Source organism: Spiribacter sp. 1M189 (assembly GCF_040838345.1).
In the GTDB taxonomy this organism is placed as follows: Bacteria; Pseudomonadota; Gammaproteobacteria; order Nitrococcales; family Nitrococcaceae; genus Spiribacter; species Spiribacter insolitus.
The window spans coordinates 1849442-1865617 of sequence record NZ_JBAKFF010000001.1; the positions used below are offsets into that span (position 1 = coordinate 1849442).

The window sequence follows — 16176 nt, forward strand, 5'->3', positions numbered from 1 at the left end:
TGTATGTTGCAGAGCAACATTGTAACGCAGGAAGGCTTCAGACTTGTGACCCGCGAGACTACCCGCCTTGGCTGAAAAGCATGGGTGGCACGAGCGGCGGAATCAGGCTCCGGCCGCTGCGGCCGGGGTCAGCCCCGAGAGCTGCACCCCCAGCAAGCGCACGGCACGGTGCAGTCGATGGGCGAACAGGCATTCGCGCACCGCATCGGCCAGCGGTGAGAGACGGTCGGTGGGCACCGACAGGCTGCGGGAACGGGTATGGGTAGTGAAATCGCGGTAGCGCAGCTTGACGGTCACCGTCCGGGCGGCGAGACCGCGTTCGGTGAGCCGCGCATGGACACTATCCAGCATCTGGCGCGCCTCGTAGGCCAGTCGACCGCTGCTGCGGCAGTCCTGCTGGAAGGTACGCTCGCGGCCGATGGATTTGCGCACCCGCTCGGTCTGAACCGGTCGATCATCCTCGCCATGGGCGGCGCGCTGCAGTGACCGGGCGTGGCGTTCGCTGAATTCGCCCCGCAGCTGATCCGCTGGCAGGGCGGCCAGGTCGCCCACCGTTTCCACGCCCAGCGCGGCGAGGCGTTCCCCCGTCCGCGGTCCAACACCATGCAGGGTACGCACCGGCAGCGGCCAGACGCGACCGGGGACATCCGACGTCCGCAGCCAGGTCAGCCCGTCGGGCTTTTCCAGATCGGAGGCGATCTTGGCCAGCAGCCGGTTGGGACCGATGCCCACCGAGGCCACCAGGTCGGTGCTGGCCAGGATGTCGGCCTTCAGCCGCCGACCGATGTCGAGTGCATCCTCTTGCCGGTCGCTGATATCCAGATAGGCCTCGTCCAGCCCCACGGGTTGCAGCCGCTCGGTGACCGCGGCCAGGTGTTCGAACACCCGATCGGAGGCCGCGCGATAGGCCGGAAAATCCACCGGCAGGAAAACCGCATCGGGGCAGAGCCTTGCCGCCGTGCGCAGCGCCATACCCGAGTGAATGCCGAACACCCGCGCCTCGTAGGTGGCGGTGGAGACAACGCCACGCCGGGTCGGGTCGCCCCGCCCGCCCACGATCACCGGCTGGCCGTTGAGCTCGGGACGGCGTTTGAGCTCCACCGATGCAAAGAACGCGTCCATGTCGACATGCATGATGGTCCGCATCATGGTGCCGCCGACGGCTTCAGCCCGTGGGTTCGCCAAGATCATTCAGGAATCGCTGCTCCCAGGCGCCGATATCCTTTTCCCGCAGTGTGGTCATCATCCGCTGGTGGCGCCGCCGCCGCTCGGGCAGCGGCATGGCCAGTGCCTGGTTGAGGCCGGCGGCAATGGCGTCGATATCGTAGGGGTTGACCTGCACGGCGTCGGTGAGCTCGGCCGCCGCGCCGGCCAGCTCGGAGAGCACCAGCACGCCGGGGTTGTCGGGATCCTGGCTGGCCACGAATTCCTTTGCCACCAGATTCATGCCATCGCGCAGCGGCGTCACCACCCCGACCCGCGCCGCACGGTACAGCCCCACGACGGAGCCCCGCGCGAAGGTCTTGTTGAGATAGTGGATCGGGGCCCAGTCCAGGTCGGCATAGGTACCGTTGATGTGCCCGCTCAACCCCTCCAGGCGCTGGCGCAGCTCGGCGTACTCGGCGATGTCGCCCCGAGACGGGCTGGCGATCTGCATCAGCACGGTATGGCCGCGTCGGTGCGGGTAGTCGTCGAGCAGTGCCTCGAAGGCGCGGAAGCGCTGTTCCAGGCCCTTGGAGTAGTCCAGCCGGTCGACACCGATCATCAGGTCGCGCTCGCCCAGCCCGTCCAGCAGTCGGCGAACCCGCGGCGTGGTCATGGTACGGCGGCTGAGATCCGCCAGCTCATCCACGGCCACACCCACCGGATAGACGCCCGTTCGAAAATGTCGGCTGCGGTGGCGAAGACGCCCCGGTGAGAACACCAGCGCGCCAATGGCGCGGCTCGCGGACTCCTCGAAGGCGTGCCGGTCGTTTTCGGTCTGAAAGCCGAGGAGATCGAACCGGCATAGATCCTCGAGCAGCCGGCGATGCCCCGGCATGGCCCGCAGGACATCGTAATCCGGGAACGGGATGTGCAGGAAAAAGCCGATCCGATTGCGCACGCCCCGCTCGCGCAGCTCCCGGGCGAGGGGCATGAGGTGATAGTCATGGATCCAGACGGTATCGTCGGGCTCGAGCAGCGGTGCCAGCGCATCGGCGAACAGCGCATTGACCCGCGCATAGCCTTCGGAATAGCGGCGCTGGTAGTCCATGGCGCCCAGGTTGAAGTGGAACACCGGCCAGATCACGGCATTGGCGTAGCCAAGATAGAAGTCGTCGTAGTCGTCCTTGGCCAGTGGCAGGGTGGCGTAATCGATGCCGTCGTGCTGGACCAGTCGCGGTCGGGTGACGGGGCCGGCGCTGAGTTGCCCGTTCCAGCCAAACCACAATCCGCCACGCCGGGCCAGCGCATCGGACAGTGCCACGGCCAGGCCGCCCGCCTGCGGCTGACCGGCCTTAGGGGTCGGGACCCGATTGGAGACCACCACCAGTCGGCTCAAAGGCTCTCCTCCCAGCTGCGGCTCAGATGCATGGCTGAGTTGATGAGCCCCACCATGCTGTAGGTCTGCGGGAAATTGCCCCACAGTTCCCCATCCTCGGTATTCAGATCCTCCGACAGCAAGCCGAGTTTCGTGCGGTGTTCGAGCATGTTGCAGAAAAGCCGCCGCGCCTCCTCGCCGCGGCCGATGGCGTGCAGCGCATCGATGAACCAGAAGGTGCAGATGTTGAAGGCGTTCTCTGGCAGGCCGAAGTCATCCTCGGCGGCGTAACGGAACAGATGATCGCCGCGACGCAGCTGGCGCTCGATGGCCTCGACCGTGCCGATGAAGCGGGAATCATCGGGGGCGATGAAGCCGAGTTCATGCATCAACAGCAGGCTCGCATCCAGCGTGTCACCGCCGAAGGTCTCGACAAAGGCCCCGTGTCGCTCGCTCCAGGCCTCCCGGCAGATGGTTTCGTGCATGCGCTCGGCCTCGCCCTCCCAGCGGGAGGCATCCGCATCCAGACCAAGCCGTTCGGCGATTCGCCGCAGCCGGTCGCAGGCCGCCCAGCACATCATCGCCGAGTAGGTATGGACCCGCGCCCGGCCCCGATACTCCCAGATACCGGCATCGGGCTGGTCATAGAGCCGCGCGGCCTCCTCGCCCAGCGCGCAGAGGCGATGGTAGAGCGCCTTATCACCCGGCCGCTCGAGGCGTTCGTCGAAAAACGCCTGGGTCGCGGCCAGCACCACGGTGCCATAGACATCATGCTGATCCTGGTGATACGCGGCATTGCCGACCCTGACCGGTCCCATCCCCCGGTAGCCGCTGAAGGCATCGGCCTGGGTCTCATCAATGCGCCGTTCGCCGCCGATGCCATAGAGCGGCTGCAGACGATGATCGCCACTCGCGGCGACCAGGTTGATGATATATCGCAGGAAGCCCTCCATGGTGCGCGTGGCACCCAGCCGGTTGAGGGCATGCACCGTGAAATAGGCATCGCGCAGCCAGCAGTAGCGGTAGTCCCAGTTGCGCTCGCTGTTGGCCGCCTCCGGGATGGAGGTGGTGAAGGCCGCGATCACCGCCCCGGTGTCCTCATAGGCCGAGAGCTTGAGGGTGATCGCCGCCCGGATCACCTCGCGCTGCCATTCGAAGGGAATCGCCAGTGAGCGCGCCCATTCCCGCCAGTGGATCTCGGTATTCTCGAGAAAGCGTCGGCCCATGGCGTCGACGGACTCCTTGACGCTCTCGTCCGGCCCCAGCACGAAGGTCATCGTGCCATCCACCACGAACGGCGTTTCTTCCAGCACATGGGTCAGCGGCGCGTCCGTGGTCACGCGCAGCACCTGCGCCTCGCGGATGAAACGCACATGGTTGCTGCCGCGGGTCGTCGCCGGTGGCTGACCGTCCCAGCCGCTGGTGGGCCGCAGCCGGGTGCGGATCACCGGATTGCCGCGCAGTACCTCGAGACGGCGAATGATCATGACCGGCCGGTAGTAGCGGCCGTACTGCCGGAACCGCGGGCAGAAGTCGGTGATCCGCAGGACCGCGCCATGCAGGTCGCTGAGCTCGGTGCAGAGGATGGCGGTGTTGTGCCGGTAGTACTGGCGGGTGTCGCAGTGGTCGATCAGCTCAATACTGAAGTGCCCCCGGTCGCCCGTATCCACGAGCCGCGAGAAGGCCGGCTGGGCGTCGAAGCGTGGCAGGCAGGACCAGACCAGCGATCCGCCCGAGTCGATCAATGACGCGATCTGGCAGTTGCCGATCACGCCCAGTTCCAGGTTCAGCTCGGAGGGGTCAGTTGCCTCGCCAGGCTGGTCAGCCATTGCAGTGCCTCGTTGACAGACTCGATCTCGTATTGCGCCGCGGTCGGGCGGTCGGTGCCGACGCGGATGGAATGGCCGCCCAGCGTGTTGACGACCTGAAAGGCGTCTTCATCGGTCACGTCATCGCCGATGAATACCGGTGTACGTCCTCGGAAGGGTATCTCGGCCATGAAGGCCTCGACCACGGTGCCCTTGTGGTGGCTTGAAGGACGGATCTCCAGAACCTGCTTGCCGGGCTGAAGCCGGAACTCTTCGCCGAGGGCTGCGCATTGGTTCCGCATCACCGCCGCCGCCTCCTCGGCCACGGCCGGAGCCCCGCGGTAATGCAGGGTCAGTGCATTACCCTTGTCCTCCATCGCGGTGCCGGGATGCGTCTCGACGAACTCATGCAGCGCGGCACGCACCTCGGTGAAGCGTTCGCTGTGATCCACGGGCCGATACAATCGGCCCTGGCCATCGCGGCGCTCCAGTCCATGGATGCCGGCCATGGCTGGCAGGGCACCGTCGAGCAGGGCATCGAGCCCGGCCAGGTCACGACCGGAGACAATCGCCACGGCCCCATCCAGCCGCTCGACGAGCGCCCGCAGGAGGGCCGGCAGCGCATCGGGAACGGTCACGGCATCCGGGTGCTCGGCGATCTCCACGAGGGTGCCGTCGAAATCGAGGAACAGGGCCCAACCGGCCTCAGGGCTCGGCAGGCCGGGCCTCCTTGCCGCGCGCGCTTCGCTCATGCCACTCCGTTCAGCCGCGTCCCGCCAGGAAGTTGGCCATCTCCTCATTGAGGAGCTGGCCGAGGGCCCGGGTGATGGCCGTATCGATGGCCTCGGCATTGGCCTTGGCCCCCGGGGGCAGGGCGCGCTGCCGGGTCAGAGTGGTCTGTGCCCGGCCGGTGAACCGCTCGCCGTTCATCCAGGCGACACCCTGGAGGGCGATTTCCGTGTCGAGCTTGTAGGGCACGCCGGCGGTCACATCGTGCATGAGCACCTGGATGCGGATCTCCAGCCGCGGCTCGGCACGCCCATCCCACAACGTGGGTTCGAAGCCATAGTCACGCAGTGTCTCGGCGGCGGCCAGCTGGATGGCGTAGTTGATGTCGTCGGCCGGCAGCAGACGCACGATGCTGCCATCGGGGTTCTCGAGCATGCCCAGATCGCGGTCGCTGCGCATGTCCACCACCTGCAGGGAGACCGGCAGACCGCCACCGGTCACCTCGCCGGTGTCCGCCGGTTGCGGCGCCAGTCGAAGGTTCTGTGTGCCCTGGCTACAGGCGGCGAGCAGCAGCGTCAATCCGATCAGCAACAGGGTCTGCTGGAGTCTTTTCATGGTTCAGTCCTCGCTTGGGATGTCAGAAGATTAACATCCCCGGACCCGCCGCGGGCGCCCGGGCACTTGACGCCGGCAAGGGGGCGCCGGAGACTGCCGAGCCGTTTGCGAGTCGCTTTGATCAGGGAAAGACAACCGTGAAAACCGTTCTGGAGGCCGTTCCGCCGGAGCTGCACAAGGGAGAGGCGGCGGTGGACGCCGTGGTGGAGAAGGTCGCTGCTGTCCAGGCGGGAACGCCGCTCGATGCCGTGAATATCCCCGAAATCCACGAGGAGCCATCCCGCAGCAGCAAGGGTGAGCGGCGCCAACCCTTCGCGCCGCGCATGGCGCCCCGCGACCTCGCGAGGATCATCCATGACCGGCTCGGGCTGGAGTGCATGATCAACCACGTCGTCGTCCATCATCAGAGCGAACAGGCTTTGGTCGACTGGGCCCGGGAGACCTGGGAGTCGTACGGCATCCGGCAGTTCGTGCTGGTGGGCGGCGGGCGCCACTCGGCGCGCTACCCGGGGCCGGGGGTGCCCGAGGCCAACCAGCTCCTGCGCGAGCGCGCCGACATTCCCGCGCTGCGAATCGGTAATATCTGCATCCCCTCCCGCGAGGACGAGGCGCAGCGCGTAGCGGCCAAGGTGGCGACCGGCGCGGATTTTTTCACCACCCAGATCCTCTACGAGCCCGAGGGCTTCACCGGCATGCTCGATACGCTGGCCGAGGAGGGCGGTGCGCCGCCGGAAATCCTGCTCGCCTTCTGTCCGGTCAGGTCCGTTCGCAACCTGCGCTTTCTGCTCTGGCTGGGCGTCAGCCTGTCCGATGCGCTGGAGCAGTGGCTCACCGCCATCGAGGACGCGGTGCCTGAGCGCTCGCTGGCCCAGATCCGCCAGGCCTGGGCCGAGATCATCGAGCATCAGCAAGCCCGCGGCCGCGAGGCGCCGATCCTCGGTGTCAACCTTGCCCCCATCGGCCCGATCACCGCCGGGACGACGATCGATCTGGCCGCTGACCTCGCGAAACTGCACGGCGCCGGTTCGCGCGCGGTATGATGCCCGCATGACGATCACGCTCAAAACGCTGATGAGTCAGTATCCGCGCGCCGGCCGCCTGGAGTGGATCGGCCTCCGCCCGGCACGCCGGGTGGCACTGGAGATGCCGGATCAGGCCGAGGTCGACGCGACCGGGCTGGTGGGTGATCGCTACGCCGGCCGCAGTGGCAAGCGGGCGGTCACCCTCATCCAGGCCGAGCATCTGCCGGTGGTGGCGGCCCTGATGGGGCGGTCCGATCTGGATCCGGCGATCACCCGTCGTAACCTCGTGGTCAGCGGCATCAACCTATACGCCCTGCGCGGCGAGCGGTTCCGGGTGGGGGAAGTGCTGCTCGAGGGCACCGGGGTCTGCGATCCCTGCTCGTTCATGGAGGCGTCGCTGGGGCCGGGCGGCTACAATGCCATGCGTGGCCATGGCGGCATTACGGCGCGGGTCATCGACGCCGGGCGCATTGCCCTCGGTGATGCCGTCGCCGCCGAGCTGGAGGAGGCATCGGCATGAGTGATCTCCCGCGTTTCTTTCGCCGGCTCGGCTGGGTGTTCCTGGCCGTCGCCCTGAATATCGTGCTGATCGGTGTCGGTGCGCTCTGGATGAAGATCGGTCCGGCGACGATTGGCGTGCTGCTCGACCCGGGCAACGCCGTGATCTGGCTGACAACGGCGCTCACTTTCGCCCCGGCGATCGGCAGTTTCTACGCCGCGAGGCTGTTCCGTCGCCGCCAGTCCGACGCCTGAGGCCTAGTCCTCCGCCGGCGGCACAACCTTACCGGGGTTGAGGCGGCCCGCCGGATCCAGCGCGGACTTCAGGCGCCGCATCAGATCCTGCTCCACCGGGTCCTTCAGCCGCGAAACCTCGCCGGGCTTCAGCTGGCCCACTCCGTGCTCGGCGGCGAACGAGCCGTTGTATGTCATGACCACGTCGTGGACCTGTTGGGTGAGTTCATCCCATTCCGCGAGGAAGTCCGCATCGTCCATCGTCTCGGGTCGGGTCAGGTTGAAGTGGATGTTGCCATCACCGATATGCCCGAACGCGCAGACGCGGACGCCGGGGCAGGCATCGCGGACGACGGCGCCGGCGGCATCAATGAAGCCCGGCATGTCCGCCACTGGCACCGAGATATCGTTCTTGACGCTGGCACCAGCGCCCTTCTGGGCGCCGGGGATGCCGTTGCGCAGGCGCCAGAACGCCGCGGCCTCATCGGCGTTATCGGCGATCCGGTAGTCGCCGATCCCCGCCGGGGCAGCGGACAGGGCCCGCTCCAGCCGGCGCCCCAGCTGGACCTCGTGGCCGCTGCTGGTCAGTTCGATGAGCAGATACCAGGGGTACGCCGCGGGCAGCGGTTCAACGCAACCCTCGGCATAGTCGATGGCAAAGGCCAGGGGTTGGCGGCCCATGAGCTCGCAGCTGGTGACAGTGTCGCCGCTCTCGGCCCGCAGAATGCCGAACAGCGCAACGGCCGACTCGGCGCTCTCGAGGCCCACAATGGCGGTGGCCCGTTCACGGATCGCCGGGAAGAGCTTGAGGGTCGCGGCAGTGATGATGCCCAGTGTGCCCTCCGCACCGATGAACAGATCCTTCAGGTCGTACCCGCTGTTGTCCTTGCGCAGGGCGCGCAGGCCGTTCCAGATCCGCCCGTCGGCCAGGACCACCTCGAGGCCCAGGGTCAGGTCGCGGGCGTTGCCGTAGCGCAGCACATTCATGCCGCCGGCATTGGTGGCCAGGTTGCCGCCGATCTGGCAGTCGCCCTCCGCGGCGTAGCTGAGCGGGAAGAGTCGATCCACGGCAGCGGCGGCGGCCTGGACGGCGCTCAATCGACATCCGGCCTCGGCGGTCAGGCTGAAGTTGTCCGCATCCACGGCGCGGATGCGGTTGAGCCGCTCCAGCGACAGGATGATGGCCTCGCCACCATCGGTGGCCGCGGCGCCCCCGCACAGGCCGGTATTACCGCCCTGAGGCACAATGGCAACTCCCTGCTGGGCGCACATTCGCACCGTTGCGGCAACGCCCGCGCTATCCGCGGGGCGCAGCACCGCACGCACCGGGCGATCGGCGAAAAGCCCGCGGCGTTCCGTCAGGTAGGATGCCATTCCCTCACCGGGGTGAATGACCGCCCCGGGCCCCAGCTGCTGGCTTAGTGCGTCGAGGAATTCCATGATGCCAATGCTCTCATCCCGGCGGCGTTACAACCACATCCGCATGAGGGCGCGCACCGGGAAGACCGCCGTCCAGATACCCAGTGCCAGCACCGCCAGGCCGGCGACCCGCCGAAACCCCTGGTGCTGGAAGAAGCGCGACAGCCGGCCGCCGGCAACGCCGACCAGCGCCATGGCCGGGATCGTGCCGAGGCCGAAGGCGATCATGAACGCCGCCCCGCCACCCGCGGAACCCACGCCGGCGGCGGTGAGCGCCATGGCATAGACAAGGCCGCAGGGCAGCCAGCCCCAGAGTCCGCCCAAAGCGAATGCCATCGCGGGGTTGTGCACCGGCATGCAGCGCTGGGCGAGCGGTGCGATGTGCTGCCAGAGGCGCAGTCCGGCCCGCTCCAGCGGCGCCAGCAGATTGCGATTGAGGGTCAGCTGGATGCCCACCAGGATCACCAGCACGGCGGCGAACAGCCGCAGGAGCGGGGCCGCCGGGCCAAGGCCCTGGCCAATGCCCGCGCCCAGCAGTCCGGCTACGCCGCCGATGATGGCATAGCTCGCCACCCGGCCCAGGTTGTAGCCGAGCACGCAGGCGACACCGCGGCCACCGGGCGCGGCGGTGCTGCCGAGGGCGGCGGCAATGCCACCACACATGCCGATGCAATGGCTGCTGCCGGCCAGGCCGGCGACCAGGCCGGCGATCAGTGTCGGATCGGTTCCGCCCATGTTCACTGCTCGGGTTCTCCGTCTTTTCTCGACGGGTTATCCGGGTCCGCTGGCGGCAAGTCGCTTGGCTTGTTGCCCTGCTCGGGTGGACGGCGGTCGTCGTCCAGCAGAATGCGCCAGGCGGGGCTGTCCAGATCGTCGTACTGGCCGTTGCTGACTGCCCAGATGAACGCGGCAACGGCGAAGCCCAGCAGCATCACGCCCAGCGGGATGAGAATGAAGAGGATATTCATGGGGTCGCCTCGCCGGCCGTGTCCAACGAGCCAGCCGGTGCCGATGCGCCCCGCGGGCGGCCGCCCCGGGTCAGGCGGAGGGCGTTGAGTACCACCAGTACCGAGCTCGCGGACATGCCGATGGCCGCCGCCCAGGGTGGGATCTGGCCCATGGCGGCAAGCGGCAGGGCCAGGGCGTTATAGCCCGCCGCCCAGGTGAGGTTCTCGCGGATCACCCGGCGGGTCCGCCGGGCCAGGTCGATGCCCGGTGCCAGTGCGGTGAGTCGTTCGCCGGCGAGGAGCAGATCGGCACTGCCATGGGCGATGGCGGCACCACTCCCGAGGGCGACAGCCAGATCGGCGCCGGCAAGCACCGGCGCATCGTTGACGCCATCGCCCACCATGGCGGTGGCACCGCGTTGGCGTTGTGCGCTGAGCCACTCCAGCTTGTCCGCCGGCGTCAGCCCCGAGCGCCATTCCTCGATGCCCAGCCGTTCGGCCACCGCCGCCACAGAGGGTTCGGCATCGCCGCTGGCAATGCTGATCCGAATGCCGGCCTGTCGCAGCGCGGTGACTGCCGCTTCGGCATCGGGCCGGATGCGATCCGTGAGCACGAATCGGCCGAGCAGGCTTTCGGTATCGCCCAAAAGGACTTCTGTGCCCGAGTCGCTGCGGCGCGCCGGCACCGGCTTGCCGCTGAGGGCTGCTACCCAGTCGGGGCGGCCGAGCCGCAGCCGGCGGCCGGCACGCCCGGCCTCCACGCCCAGGCCGGGATGACTCTCGATGGCCTGTACCGAGGGGTCGCGTCGCATGCCATCAAAGGCCCGCGCCAGCGGGTGGCCGGCCTCGGCCTCCATGGCCGCGGCAACGGCCAGGCAATCCGCCTCGGAGAGCGCGCCCAGCATGTCCCGCTCGCCCAGCGCGATCCGTCCCACGGTGAGGGTGCCCGTCTTGTCGAAGACAACCTGTTCGACCGCGGCCAGCCGCTCGATGGCATCCGCCCTGGCCACCAAAAGCCCTTCCCTGGCCAGCCGCGAGGTGGCGCTGACCAGGGCCGCCGGCGTCGCCAGCGAAAGGGCGCAGGGGCAGGTCACCACCAGCACGGCCAGGGTAATCTCGAAGGCGCGTTCCGGCGCGATCTGCAGCCAGACCGCCCCGGTGACCGCGGCCGCGACCAGTAGCGCCGTGACGAACACCCGGGCAATCCGGTCGGCCAACCGCGCCACCGGCGGACGTTCCGCCTGGGCCCGCTCCAGCAGTCGCATCACCGAGGCCACCACCGTATCGCCCCCGGTGCGGGTGACCTCAATATCCAGCGCGCTACTGGTGTTGGTGCTGCCCCCCACCACTTCGTCGCCCACGGATCGGGGCTGCGGGACCGACTCGCCGGTCAGCAGCGATTCGTCGACATGACTGCGCCCGCGCAGGATCCGGCCATCCGCGGGGATCGCCTCGCCGGGGCGCACCCGCAGCTGATCACCGGGCTCGAGGGCCGCCAGCGCAACCCGTTCCTCGCCGTCGGTGCCGAGGCGCAATGCCGTGGCGGGCAGTAGCCGGCCCAGCGCGGTACTGGCCCGCCCGGCCCGCTGGCGGGCCATCAGCTCAAGGAAGCGGGCGACGGTGAGAAAGAACACGAACATGGTCACCGAATCGAAATAGACCTCACCACTGCCGCTGAACACGTGCCAGACACTGGCGGTATAGGCGCTGCCCACCGCCAGCGCCACCGGCACGTCCATGCCCGGCCGCCGGGCGCGTAGATCCCGCAGCGCGCCCTGAAAGAACGGATAGCCCGCGTACAGGGCCACCGGCGTTGCCACCAGTGCGCTTACCCAGCGCAGCAGGGTCTCCAGTGCCGGATCCATGTCGGCCTGGATGGCACCGGCGTAGAGCCCGACGGCGTACATCATCACCTGCATCATGCCGAGGCCGGCCACGGCCAGGCGGCGAATGGCGGCGCGCTGCTCGCGCAGGGCCGCGGAATCGCGCTCTCCCGGTGTCAGCGGATGCGGGTGGTAGCCAATCCGGTCGAGCTCGCGAAGCAGCACCGAGAGGGCCGTGGTCTCCGGATCCCAGGTCAGTACCGCCCGGGCGGAGGCCGGGTTGACGCTGATTCCGATAACGCCGGGAAGGCGGCCGAGCAGGTGCTCGATCAGCCAGCCGCAGGCCGAACAGCGCAGTCCCTCGATGAGCAGAACCACCTCGCGACTGCCGTCCGGTCGCATGCGCACCAGCTCGCGCTGGGCGGTATCGCTGTCCCAGGCGTTCCAGTCGTCGGGCTGCGGATCGGGCCGCGGGGCACTGGCCGTGCGGTACTGGTAGAAATCCTCCAGGCCGGCACCGGCGATCAGGCTGGCGACCGCTGCACAGCCCGTGCAGCATACCGAGTGGGTCTCGCCGTTGATGGTGACCGTCGGCGGGTCACCCGGCGGGAGGGGCTCTCCGCAGTGATAGCAGCCGCTCAAGGCGCATCGGCACCGGCGCCGAGCCGGGCCTCGGTGGCGCCCGCGCCGATGCGGCCCTCAAGCCGCCAGACCTCGGCCGGATCCGTGATGATCAGGTAATGCCGCTGGTCGATGGCCTGTGGCAGGCGCCCCTCATAGCGCTGGCCATCCACGCGCACCAGCTGGATGCGCTGGTCGCGGTCGCCCTGGGTGGCGTGGGCCAGTCTGACGTCCAGCTGCTGCGGGTAGTCATGGGCACCGCCCAGCCACAACCGCACGGTGCCGTCCGCCTCGGGCAGGCTGACCTCGGCGCTCAGCCCCAGGCGGGCCGCCTCGGCGCGGGCCTTGCTGGTGCTCTGGTAACCCAGGCCGACCTTCTCGAAATCGCCGGTGACCAGATTGTCGGCATGGCGGTTGGCGATGACCACGGTGCTGGTCCCGGCGACCACTGCCGTCAGGGGCGGGATGATCACGAACCAGGCCCAGAACTGCCGGTACCAGGGCTTGCTGTCGACGCTCGTCTGCATGTCGCGTTACCTCGGGTGCGGGCCTAGCGGCCCACCGGTGTCCGGAAGCGGGTGGTCTCGGAGCCGGTGATGTCAGTGCCATCCAGGCTTTTCACGGTGACCGTCACGTCCACCCCACCGATCTTCTCAGTGGCGTCGGGGTCGAGCTGGATCCGTGCCGGGATGGTGCGGGTCTCGCCGGAGGTCAGCCGAACCTCCGGGGGCTCGGTCTCGATGCGCACGCCGGCCGGCCCCTCAACGCTGAAGCCGTAGGTGTGCGGCTCACCGCTCATATTCGTCAGCTTGAAGCTATAACTGTTCTCGATCAGGCCATTGCCCGTCTCGCGATACAGGGTATTGCGGTCGGTGAGGATATCCAGGCGGACCGGCTCGCGCAGTGCGAGCCCCGTCGCACCGGCGGTGACCAGGGCGAGCAGCAGGACTGTGTACAGAATGGTGCGTGGCCGGATCACCCGGCTGGGTCTGCCCTCCAGGGCGTTCTCCGTGGTGTAGCGCACCAGGCCCCGCGGATAATCCATTTTGTCCATGACGCTGTCGCAGGCGTCGATGCAGGCGCCGCAGGCGATGCACTCATACTGCAGCCCGTCGCGAATATCGATCCCGGTGGGGCAGACCTGGACGCAGAGATTGCAGTCGATGCAGTCGCCAAGGCCCTTCTCCTTCGGGTCGACACCGCGCCTGCGGCCGCCGCGGGGCTCGCCACGCGCCTCGTCGTAGGAGATGATCAGCGTCTCGCGATCGAACATCGCGCCCTGGAATCGGGCGTAGGGGCACATGTAGAGGCAGACCTGCTCGCGCATGAAGCCGGCGTTGAAGTAGGTCGCAAAGCCGTAGAACAGGCTCCAGAACGTCTCCCATGGCCCAAGCTGGAAGGACGCCGCCCGCATCAGCAGATCATCGATGGGGCTGAAAAAACCCACGAAGGTAAAGCCGGTCCATAGCGAAAAGACGATCCAGAGTACCTGCTTGCTGCCCTTGCGCAGGATCTTCTCGGCATTCCACGGGCCGCGGTCGAGTTTCATGCGCTTGGCGCGCTTGCCCTCCGTCCAGTGCTCCATCCACAGGAAGACTTCGGTCCAGACCGTCTGCGGGCAGGCATACCCGCACCACACACGACCGGCGAGCGAGGTCACGAAGAACAGGGCCAGCGCGCAGATCACCAGCAGCAGCGTCAGATAGAAGAAATCCTGCGGCCAGAAGGTGAGCCCGAGGATGTGGAACTGCCGGGCGGGCAGATCGAACAGGATCGCCGGCTCACCGCCGATGCGCACCCAGGGGAGCACGTAGAAAAGACCCAGCAGCAGGAACACCATGATCTTGCGCACGGTCTGGTAGCGGCCCTTGATCTCCCGCGGATGGATCTTCTCATGGGCGGCATACATCGAATCCTGGACCGGAGCACTCATGATGAAGCCTTCCGGGTATCGCGAGAGGGGGCACGGGCCGGCGCACGGGCCAGCAGCACGCTGACAGCGCTGGAGAAACCGGCCACGGCCCAGAACATCAGGAATCCGATGCTGTAACCGGCGGTGCGGCTGATCTCCCAGTCCGGCAGCGTCTGCAGGCGCAGGGTCTCAGGGTCGATGCCCGAGAAGAAGAGCATCGTGGCGAGGCCGGCGGACAGGAAGGCCGGCCACAGGCAGGCGCCAACCAGCCAGGCACGGCGCGGCGGGTAAGGCCGCTCGACGGGATCAGCGGGCTGCGATCGCATCCCGCGCCTCCTCACCGCCCGACAGGCGGTAGACGTAAGCGGCGACCAGGTGGATGCGGTCCTCGCCCAGCGTCTCGGCGAAGGCCGGCATCTGGCCATTACGGCCCTTGATCAGGGTCTGTTCGATGGTCTCCAGCGATCCGCCGTAGAGCCAGGTCTCATCAGTGAGATTGGGCGCGCCCAGCATGGGATTGCCCTTGCCCTCAACACCATGGCATGCCACGCACAGCGTCTGGTATTGCTGCCGACCCTGGCTGACCAGCCGCTCCGGCGCCTCGCGGCCGTTGAGGCTGTAGACATACGCCGCGGTGGCCTCGAGTGCCGTCTCATCCAGGGCCGCATCGAAGGCCGGCATCACGGCCTGGCGGCCATTGACCAGGGTGTGGCGGATATCCTCCGGCGCACCACCCCATTGCCAGTCCACATCGGCGAGGTTCGGGTAACCCCGCGCCCCGCGCCCATCCGAGCCATGGCAGGTGGCGCAGTTGTTGGCGAAAAGCCGCCCGGCCGTCGCCATGGCCTCACCATTCTCAGCCAGTTCGGGGATGGGGATCTCGGCATAGCTGGCGTACAGCGGCGCAAAGCGCGCCTCGGCCTCGGCGACTTCCTTGTCGTATTGCTTGTACTGGCTCCAGCCGAGCAGACCCTGGAAGTTGCCCAGTCCCGGAAAGAGCACCAGGTAGATCAGGCTGAACACGATGGTGATGTAGAACAGCCACAGCCACCAGCGCGGCATGGGGTTGTTGTACTCGCGCAGATCCTCATCCCAGACATGGCCGGTGGTCTCGTGGGCCGCCGCCTCGCCCTTCCGCGGCTTGGCCGTCCAGCGGATCAGCCACCAGCAGGCGAAGATATTGGCCAGCACGAAGACGATGATGAACACGCTCCAGAACAGGCTCATGACCGGCCTCCTTCGTCGCCATCATGGCGGTCGTGGTCATCGTCCTTCGGCGGGAGCGGCTCGTCGTTCTCCAGCGGCAGCTGGGCGGCCTCGTCGAATGACTGGCGGCGCTTGCGGCTGAATGCCCAGGCGACGATCCCCAGAAAGGTCACAAGCAGGACCACGGTAAAAATTCCGCTAACCATCGCTGGTTCCTCCGTTCACGCCGAGCCCTTGCAGGTAGGCGATGATGGCCTCCATCTCGGTAACGCCTTCCAGTTCCCGGGCCGCGGCGATGTCCTCGTCGCTGTAGGGCACACCCAGGTAATCCCGCTGGGCTGCCATGCTCTTCGCCACCTGCTCGGCATCCACCGTGCGCTCGGCGAACCAGGGATAGCCCGGCATGTTCGACTGCGGCACGACGTCACGCGGATTGATCAGATGCACGTAGTGCCAGTCATCCGTGTAAATACCGCCCACCCGGGCCAGGTCGGGGCCGGTGCGCTTGGAGCCCCACTGGAAGGGCCGGTCATAGACGAACTCGCCGGCCTTGGAGTAATCCCCGTAGCGCTCGGTCTCGGCCCGGAAAGGCCGGATCTGCTGGGAGTGACAGTTGTAGCAGCCGTTGGCCACATAGATGTCCCGGCCGGCGAACTCGATGGCCGGCAGGGGTTCCACGCCGGGTGCCGGCTCGGTGGTCTGCTGCGAGAAAAACAGCGGGACGATCTCGACCAGTCCGCCGATGCTGATCACGATGAAGATCAGCACCGCCATCAGCCCGGCGTTCTTCTCGACGACTTCATGCGACATGTCGATCCTCC

At 67.6% G+C, this 16176-nt stretch carries 18 protein-coding genes; 3 read left to right on the forward strand and 15 right to left on the reverse strand.

All coding sequences use genetic code 11. From position 1 onward, the window contains the following. Positions 1 to 102: 102 nt before the first annotated feature. The 5 genes from dinB to V6X30_RS09350 are packed head-to-tail and all read right to left on the reverse strand — an operon-like array spanning position 103 to position 5673. On the reverse strand, positions 103 to 1149 hold the full coding sequence (dinB, locus tag V6X30_RS09330; RefSeq protein WP_367984379.1) for a DNA polymerase IV: 1047 nt from the start codon (positions 1147 to 1149) through the stop codon (positions 103 to 105). 16 nt (positions 1150 to 1165) lie between these two features. Further along, positions 1166 to 2542 carry an alpha,alpha-trehalose-phosphate synthase (UDP-forming) gene (locus tag V6X30_RS09335; RefSeq protein WP_367984380.1) on the reverse strand — a complete coding sequence of 459 codons (1377 nt, stop codon included), beginning with the start codon at positions 2540 to 2542 and terminating at the stop codon, positions 1166 to 1168. Then, on the reverse strand, positions 2539 to 4350 hold the full coding sequence (locus tag V6X30_RS09340) for a glycoside hydrolase family 15 protein (protein ID WP_367984381.1): 1812 nt from the start codon (positions 4348 to 4350) through the stop codon (positions 2539 to 2541). The genes V6X30_RS09335 and V6X30_RS09340 overlap by 4 nt, the downstream gene beginning before the upstream one ends. Next, positions 4308 to 5081 carry a trehalose-phosphatase gene (otsB, locus tag V6X30_RS09345; protein WP_367984382.1) on the reverse strand — a complete coding sequence of 258 codons (774 nt, stop codon included), beginning with the start codon at positions 5079 to 5081 and terminating at the stop codon, positions 4308 to 4310. Before otsB ends, V6X30_RS09340 begins: the two co-directional genes overlap by 43 nt. 10 nt (positions 5082 to 5091) lie before the next feature. Next, entirely contained in the window at positions 5092 to 5673 is a 582-nt protein-coding gene (locus tag V6X30_RS09350; RefSeq protein ID WP_367984383.1) for a YajG family lipoprotein, read from the reverse strand. A 137-nt stretch (positions 5674 to 5810) separates the two neighbouring features. On the opposite strand from V6X30_RS09350, the gene V6X30_RS09355 reads away from it, so the two are divergent. From V6X30_RS09355 to V6X30_RS09365, 3 genes are read left to right on the forward strand one after another with little or no spacing between them, the layout of a single operon-like run. Then, positions 5811 to 6713: a mycobacterial-type methylenetetrahydrofolate reductase gene (locus tag V6X30_RS09355; RefSeq protein WP_367984384.1), complete on the forward strand. Its 903-nt coding sequence runs from the start codon at positions 5811 to 5813 to the stop codon at positions 6711 to 6713. 7 nt (positions 6714 to 6720) lie between these two features. After that, on the forward strand, positions 6721 to 7215 hold the full coding sequence (locus V6X30_RS09360) for an MOSC domain-containing protein (protein ID WP_367984385.1): 495 nt from the start codon (positions 6721 to 6723) through the stop codon (positions 7213 to 7215). After that, positions 7212 to 7448: a hypothetical protein gene (locus V6X30_RS09365; RefSeq protein ID WP_367984386.1), complete on the forward strand. Its 237-nt coding sequence runs from the start codon at positions 7212 to 7214 to the stop codon at positions 7446 to 7448. The genes V6X30_RS09360 and V6X30_RS09365 overlap by 4 nt, the downstream gene beginning before the upstream one ends. A gap of 3 nt (positions 7449 to 7451) precedes the next feature. Here V6X30_RS09365 and V6X30_RS09370 read toward each other — a convergent pair whose 3' ends face one another. The 10 genes from V6X30_RS09370 to ccoO are packed head-to-tail and all read right to left on the reverse strand — an operon-like array spanning position 7452 to position 16165. Then, positions 7452 to 8867 (reverse strand): FAD-binding oxidoreductase, encoded by a 1416-nt coding sequence (locus V6X30_RS09370; protein ID WP_367984387.1) that lies wholly within the window; start codon positions 8865 to 8867, stop codon positions 7452 to 7454. A gap of 27 nt (positions 8868 to 8894) precedes the next feature. Continuing rightward, the gene (locus V6X30_RS09375) at positions 8895 to 9581 is read right to left on the reverse strand and encodes a sulfite exporter TauE/SafE family protein (protein WP_367984388.1); all 687 of its coding nucleotides are present in this window, start codon (positions 9579 to 9581) and stop codon (positions 8895 to 8897) included. Positions 9582 to 9583: 2 nt separating this feature from the next. Beyond that, the gene (gene ccoS / locus V6X30_RS09380) at positions 9584 to 9814 is read right to left on the reverse strand and encodes a cbb3-type cytochrome oxidase assembly protein CcoS (protein ID WP_367984389.1); all 231 of its coding nucleotides are present in this window, start codon (positions 9812 to 9814) and stop codon (positions 9584 to 9586) included. Then, a complete protein-coding gene (locus tag V6X30_RS09385; RefSeq protein WP_367984391.1) occupies positions 9811 to 12258 on the reverse strand; it encodes a heavy metal translocating P-type ATPase in 2448 nt (815 codons plus the stop codon). The genes ccoS and V6X30_RS09385 overlap by 4 nt, the downstream gene beginning before the upstream one ends. Then, positions 12255 to 12764, reverse strand: coding sequence for a FixH family protein (locus V6X30_RS09390; protein ID WP_367984393.1), 510 nt, complete (start codon positions 12762 to 12764; stop codon positions 12255 to 12257). The genes V6X30_RS09385 and V6X30_RS09390 overlap by 4 nt, the downstream gene beginning before the upstream one ends. 23 nt (positions 12765 to 12787) lie before the next feature. After that, positions 12788 to 14170, reverse strand: coding sequence for a cytochrome c oxidase accessory protein CcoG (gene ccoG, locus V6X30_RS09395; RefSeq protein WP_367984395.1), 1383 nt, complete (start codon positions 14168 to 14170; stop codon positions 12788 to 12790). Continuing rightward, a complete protein-coding gene (locus tag V6X30_RS09400) occupies positions 14167 to 14475 on the reverse strand; it encodes a hypothetical protein (protein WP_367984397.1) in 309 nt (102 codons plus the stop codon). Before V6X30_RS09400 ends, ccoG begins: the two co-directional genes overlap by 4 nt. Beyond that, a complete protein-coding gene (ccoP, locus tag V6X30_RS09405; protein ID WP_367984399.1) occupies positions 14456 to 15376 on the reverse strand; it encodes a cytochrome-c oxidase, cbb3-type subunit III in 921 nt (306 codons plus the stop codon). Before ccoP ends, V6X30_RS09400 begins: the two co-directional genes overlap by 20 nt. After that, positions 15373 to 15561 carry a cbb3-type cytochrome oxidase subunit 3 gene (locus V6X30_RS09410; RefSeq protein WP_367984401.1) on the reverse strand — a complete coding sequence of 63 codons (189 nt, stop codon included), beginning with the start codon at positions 15559 to 15561 and terminating at the stop codon, positions 15373 to 15375. Before V6X30_RS09410 ends, ccoP begins: the two co-directional genes overlap by 4 nt. Further along, on the reverse strand, positions 15554 to 16165 hold the full coding sequence (ccoO, locus tag V6X30_RS09415; RefSeq protein ID WP_367984403.1) for a cytochrome-c oxidase, cbb3-type subunit II: 612 nt from the start codon (positions 16163 to 16165) through the stop codon (positions 15554 to 15556). The genes V6X30_RS09410 and ccoO overlap by 8 nt, the downstream gene beginning before the upstream one ends. Between the last annotated feature and the right edge of the window lie 11 nt (positions 16166 to 16176).

Coding starts and splice junctions, on each gene's coding strand:
- V6X30_RS09350 (WP_367984383.1), bottom strand. CDS start 5,673: ATGAAAAGACTCCAGCAGACCCTGTTGCTGATCGGATTGACGCTGCTG.
- V6X30_RS09410 (WP_367984401.1), bottom strand. CDS start 15,561: ATGGTTAGCGGAATTTTTACCGTGGTCCTGCTTGTGACCTTTCTGGGG.
- dinB (WP_367984379.1), bottom strand. CDS start 1,149: ATGATGCGGACCATCATGCATGTCGACATGGACGCGTTCTTTGCATCG.
- V6X30_RS09400 (WP_367984397.1), bottom strand. CDS start 14,475: ATGCGATCGCAGCCCGCTGATCCCGTCGAGCGGCCTTACCCGCCGCGC.
- ccoS (WP_367984389.1), bottom strand. CDS start 9,814: ATGAATATCCTCTTCATTCTCATCCCGCTGGGCGTGATGCTGCTGGGC.
- ccoO (WP_367984403.1), bottom strand. CDS start 16,165: ATGTCGCATGAAGTCGTCGAGAAGAACGCCGGGCTGATGGCGGTGCTG.
- V6X30_RS09365 (WP_367984386.1), top strand. CDS start 7,212: ATGAGTGATCTCCCGCGTTTCTTTCGCCGGCTCGGCTGGGTGTTCCTG.
- ccoG (WP_367984395.1), bottom strand. CDS start 14,170: ATGAGTGCTCCGGTCCAGGATTCGATGTATGCCGCCCATGAGAAGATC.
- otsB (WP_367984382.1), bottom strand. CDS start 5,081: ATGAGCGAAGCGCGCGCGGCAAGGAGGCCCGGCCTGCCGAGCCCTGAG.
- V6X30_RS09340 (WP_367984381.1), bottom strand. CDS start 4,350: ATGGCTGACCAGCCTGGCGAGGCAACTGACCCCTCCGAGCTGAACCTG.
- V6X30_RS09390 (WP_367984393.1), bottom strand. CDS start 12,764: ATGCAGACGAGCGTCGACAGCAAGCCCTGGTACCGGCAGTTCTGGGCC.
- V6X30_RS09370 (WP_367984387.1), bottom strand. CDS start 8,867: ATGGAATTCCTCGACGCACTAAGCCAGCAGCTGGGGCCCGGGGCGGTC.
- V6X30_RS09375 (WP_367984388.1), bottom strand. CDS start 9,581: ATGGGCGGAACCGATCCGACACTGATCGCCGGCCTGGTCGCCGGCCTG.
- ccoP (WP_367984399.1), bottom strand. CDS start 15,376: ATGAGCCTGTTCTGGAGCGTGTTCATCATCGTCTTCGTGCTGGCCAAT.
- V6X30_RS09360 (WP_367984385.1), top strand. CDS start 6,721: ATGACGATCACGCTCAAAACGCTGATGAGTCAGTATCCGCGCGCCGGC.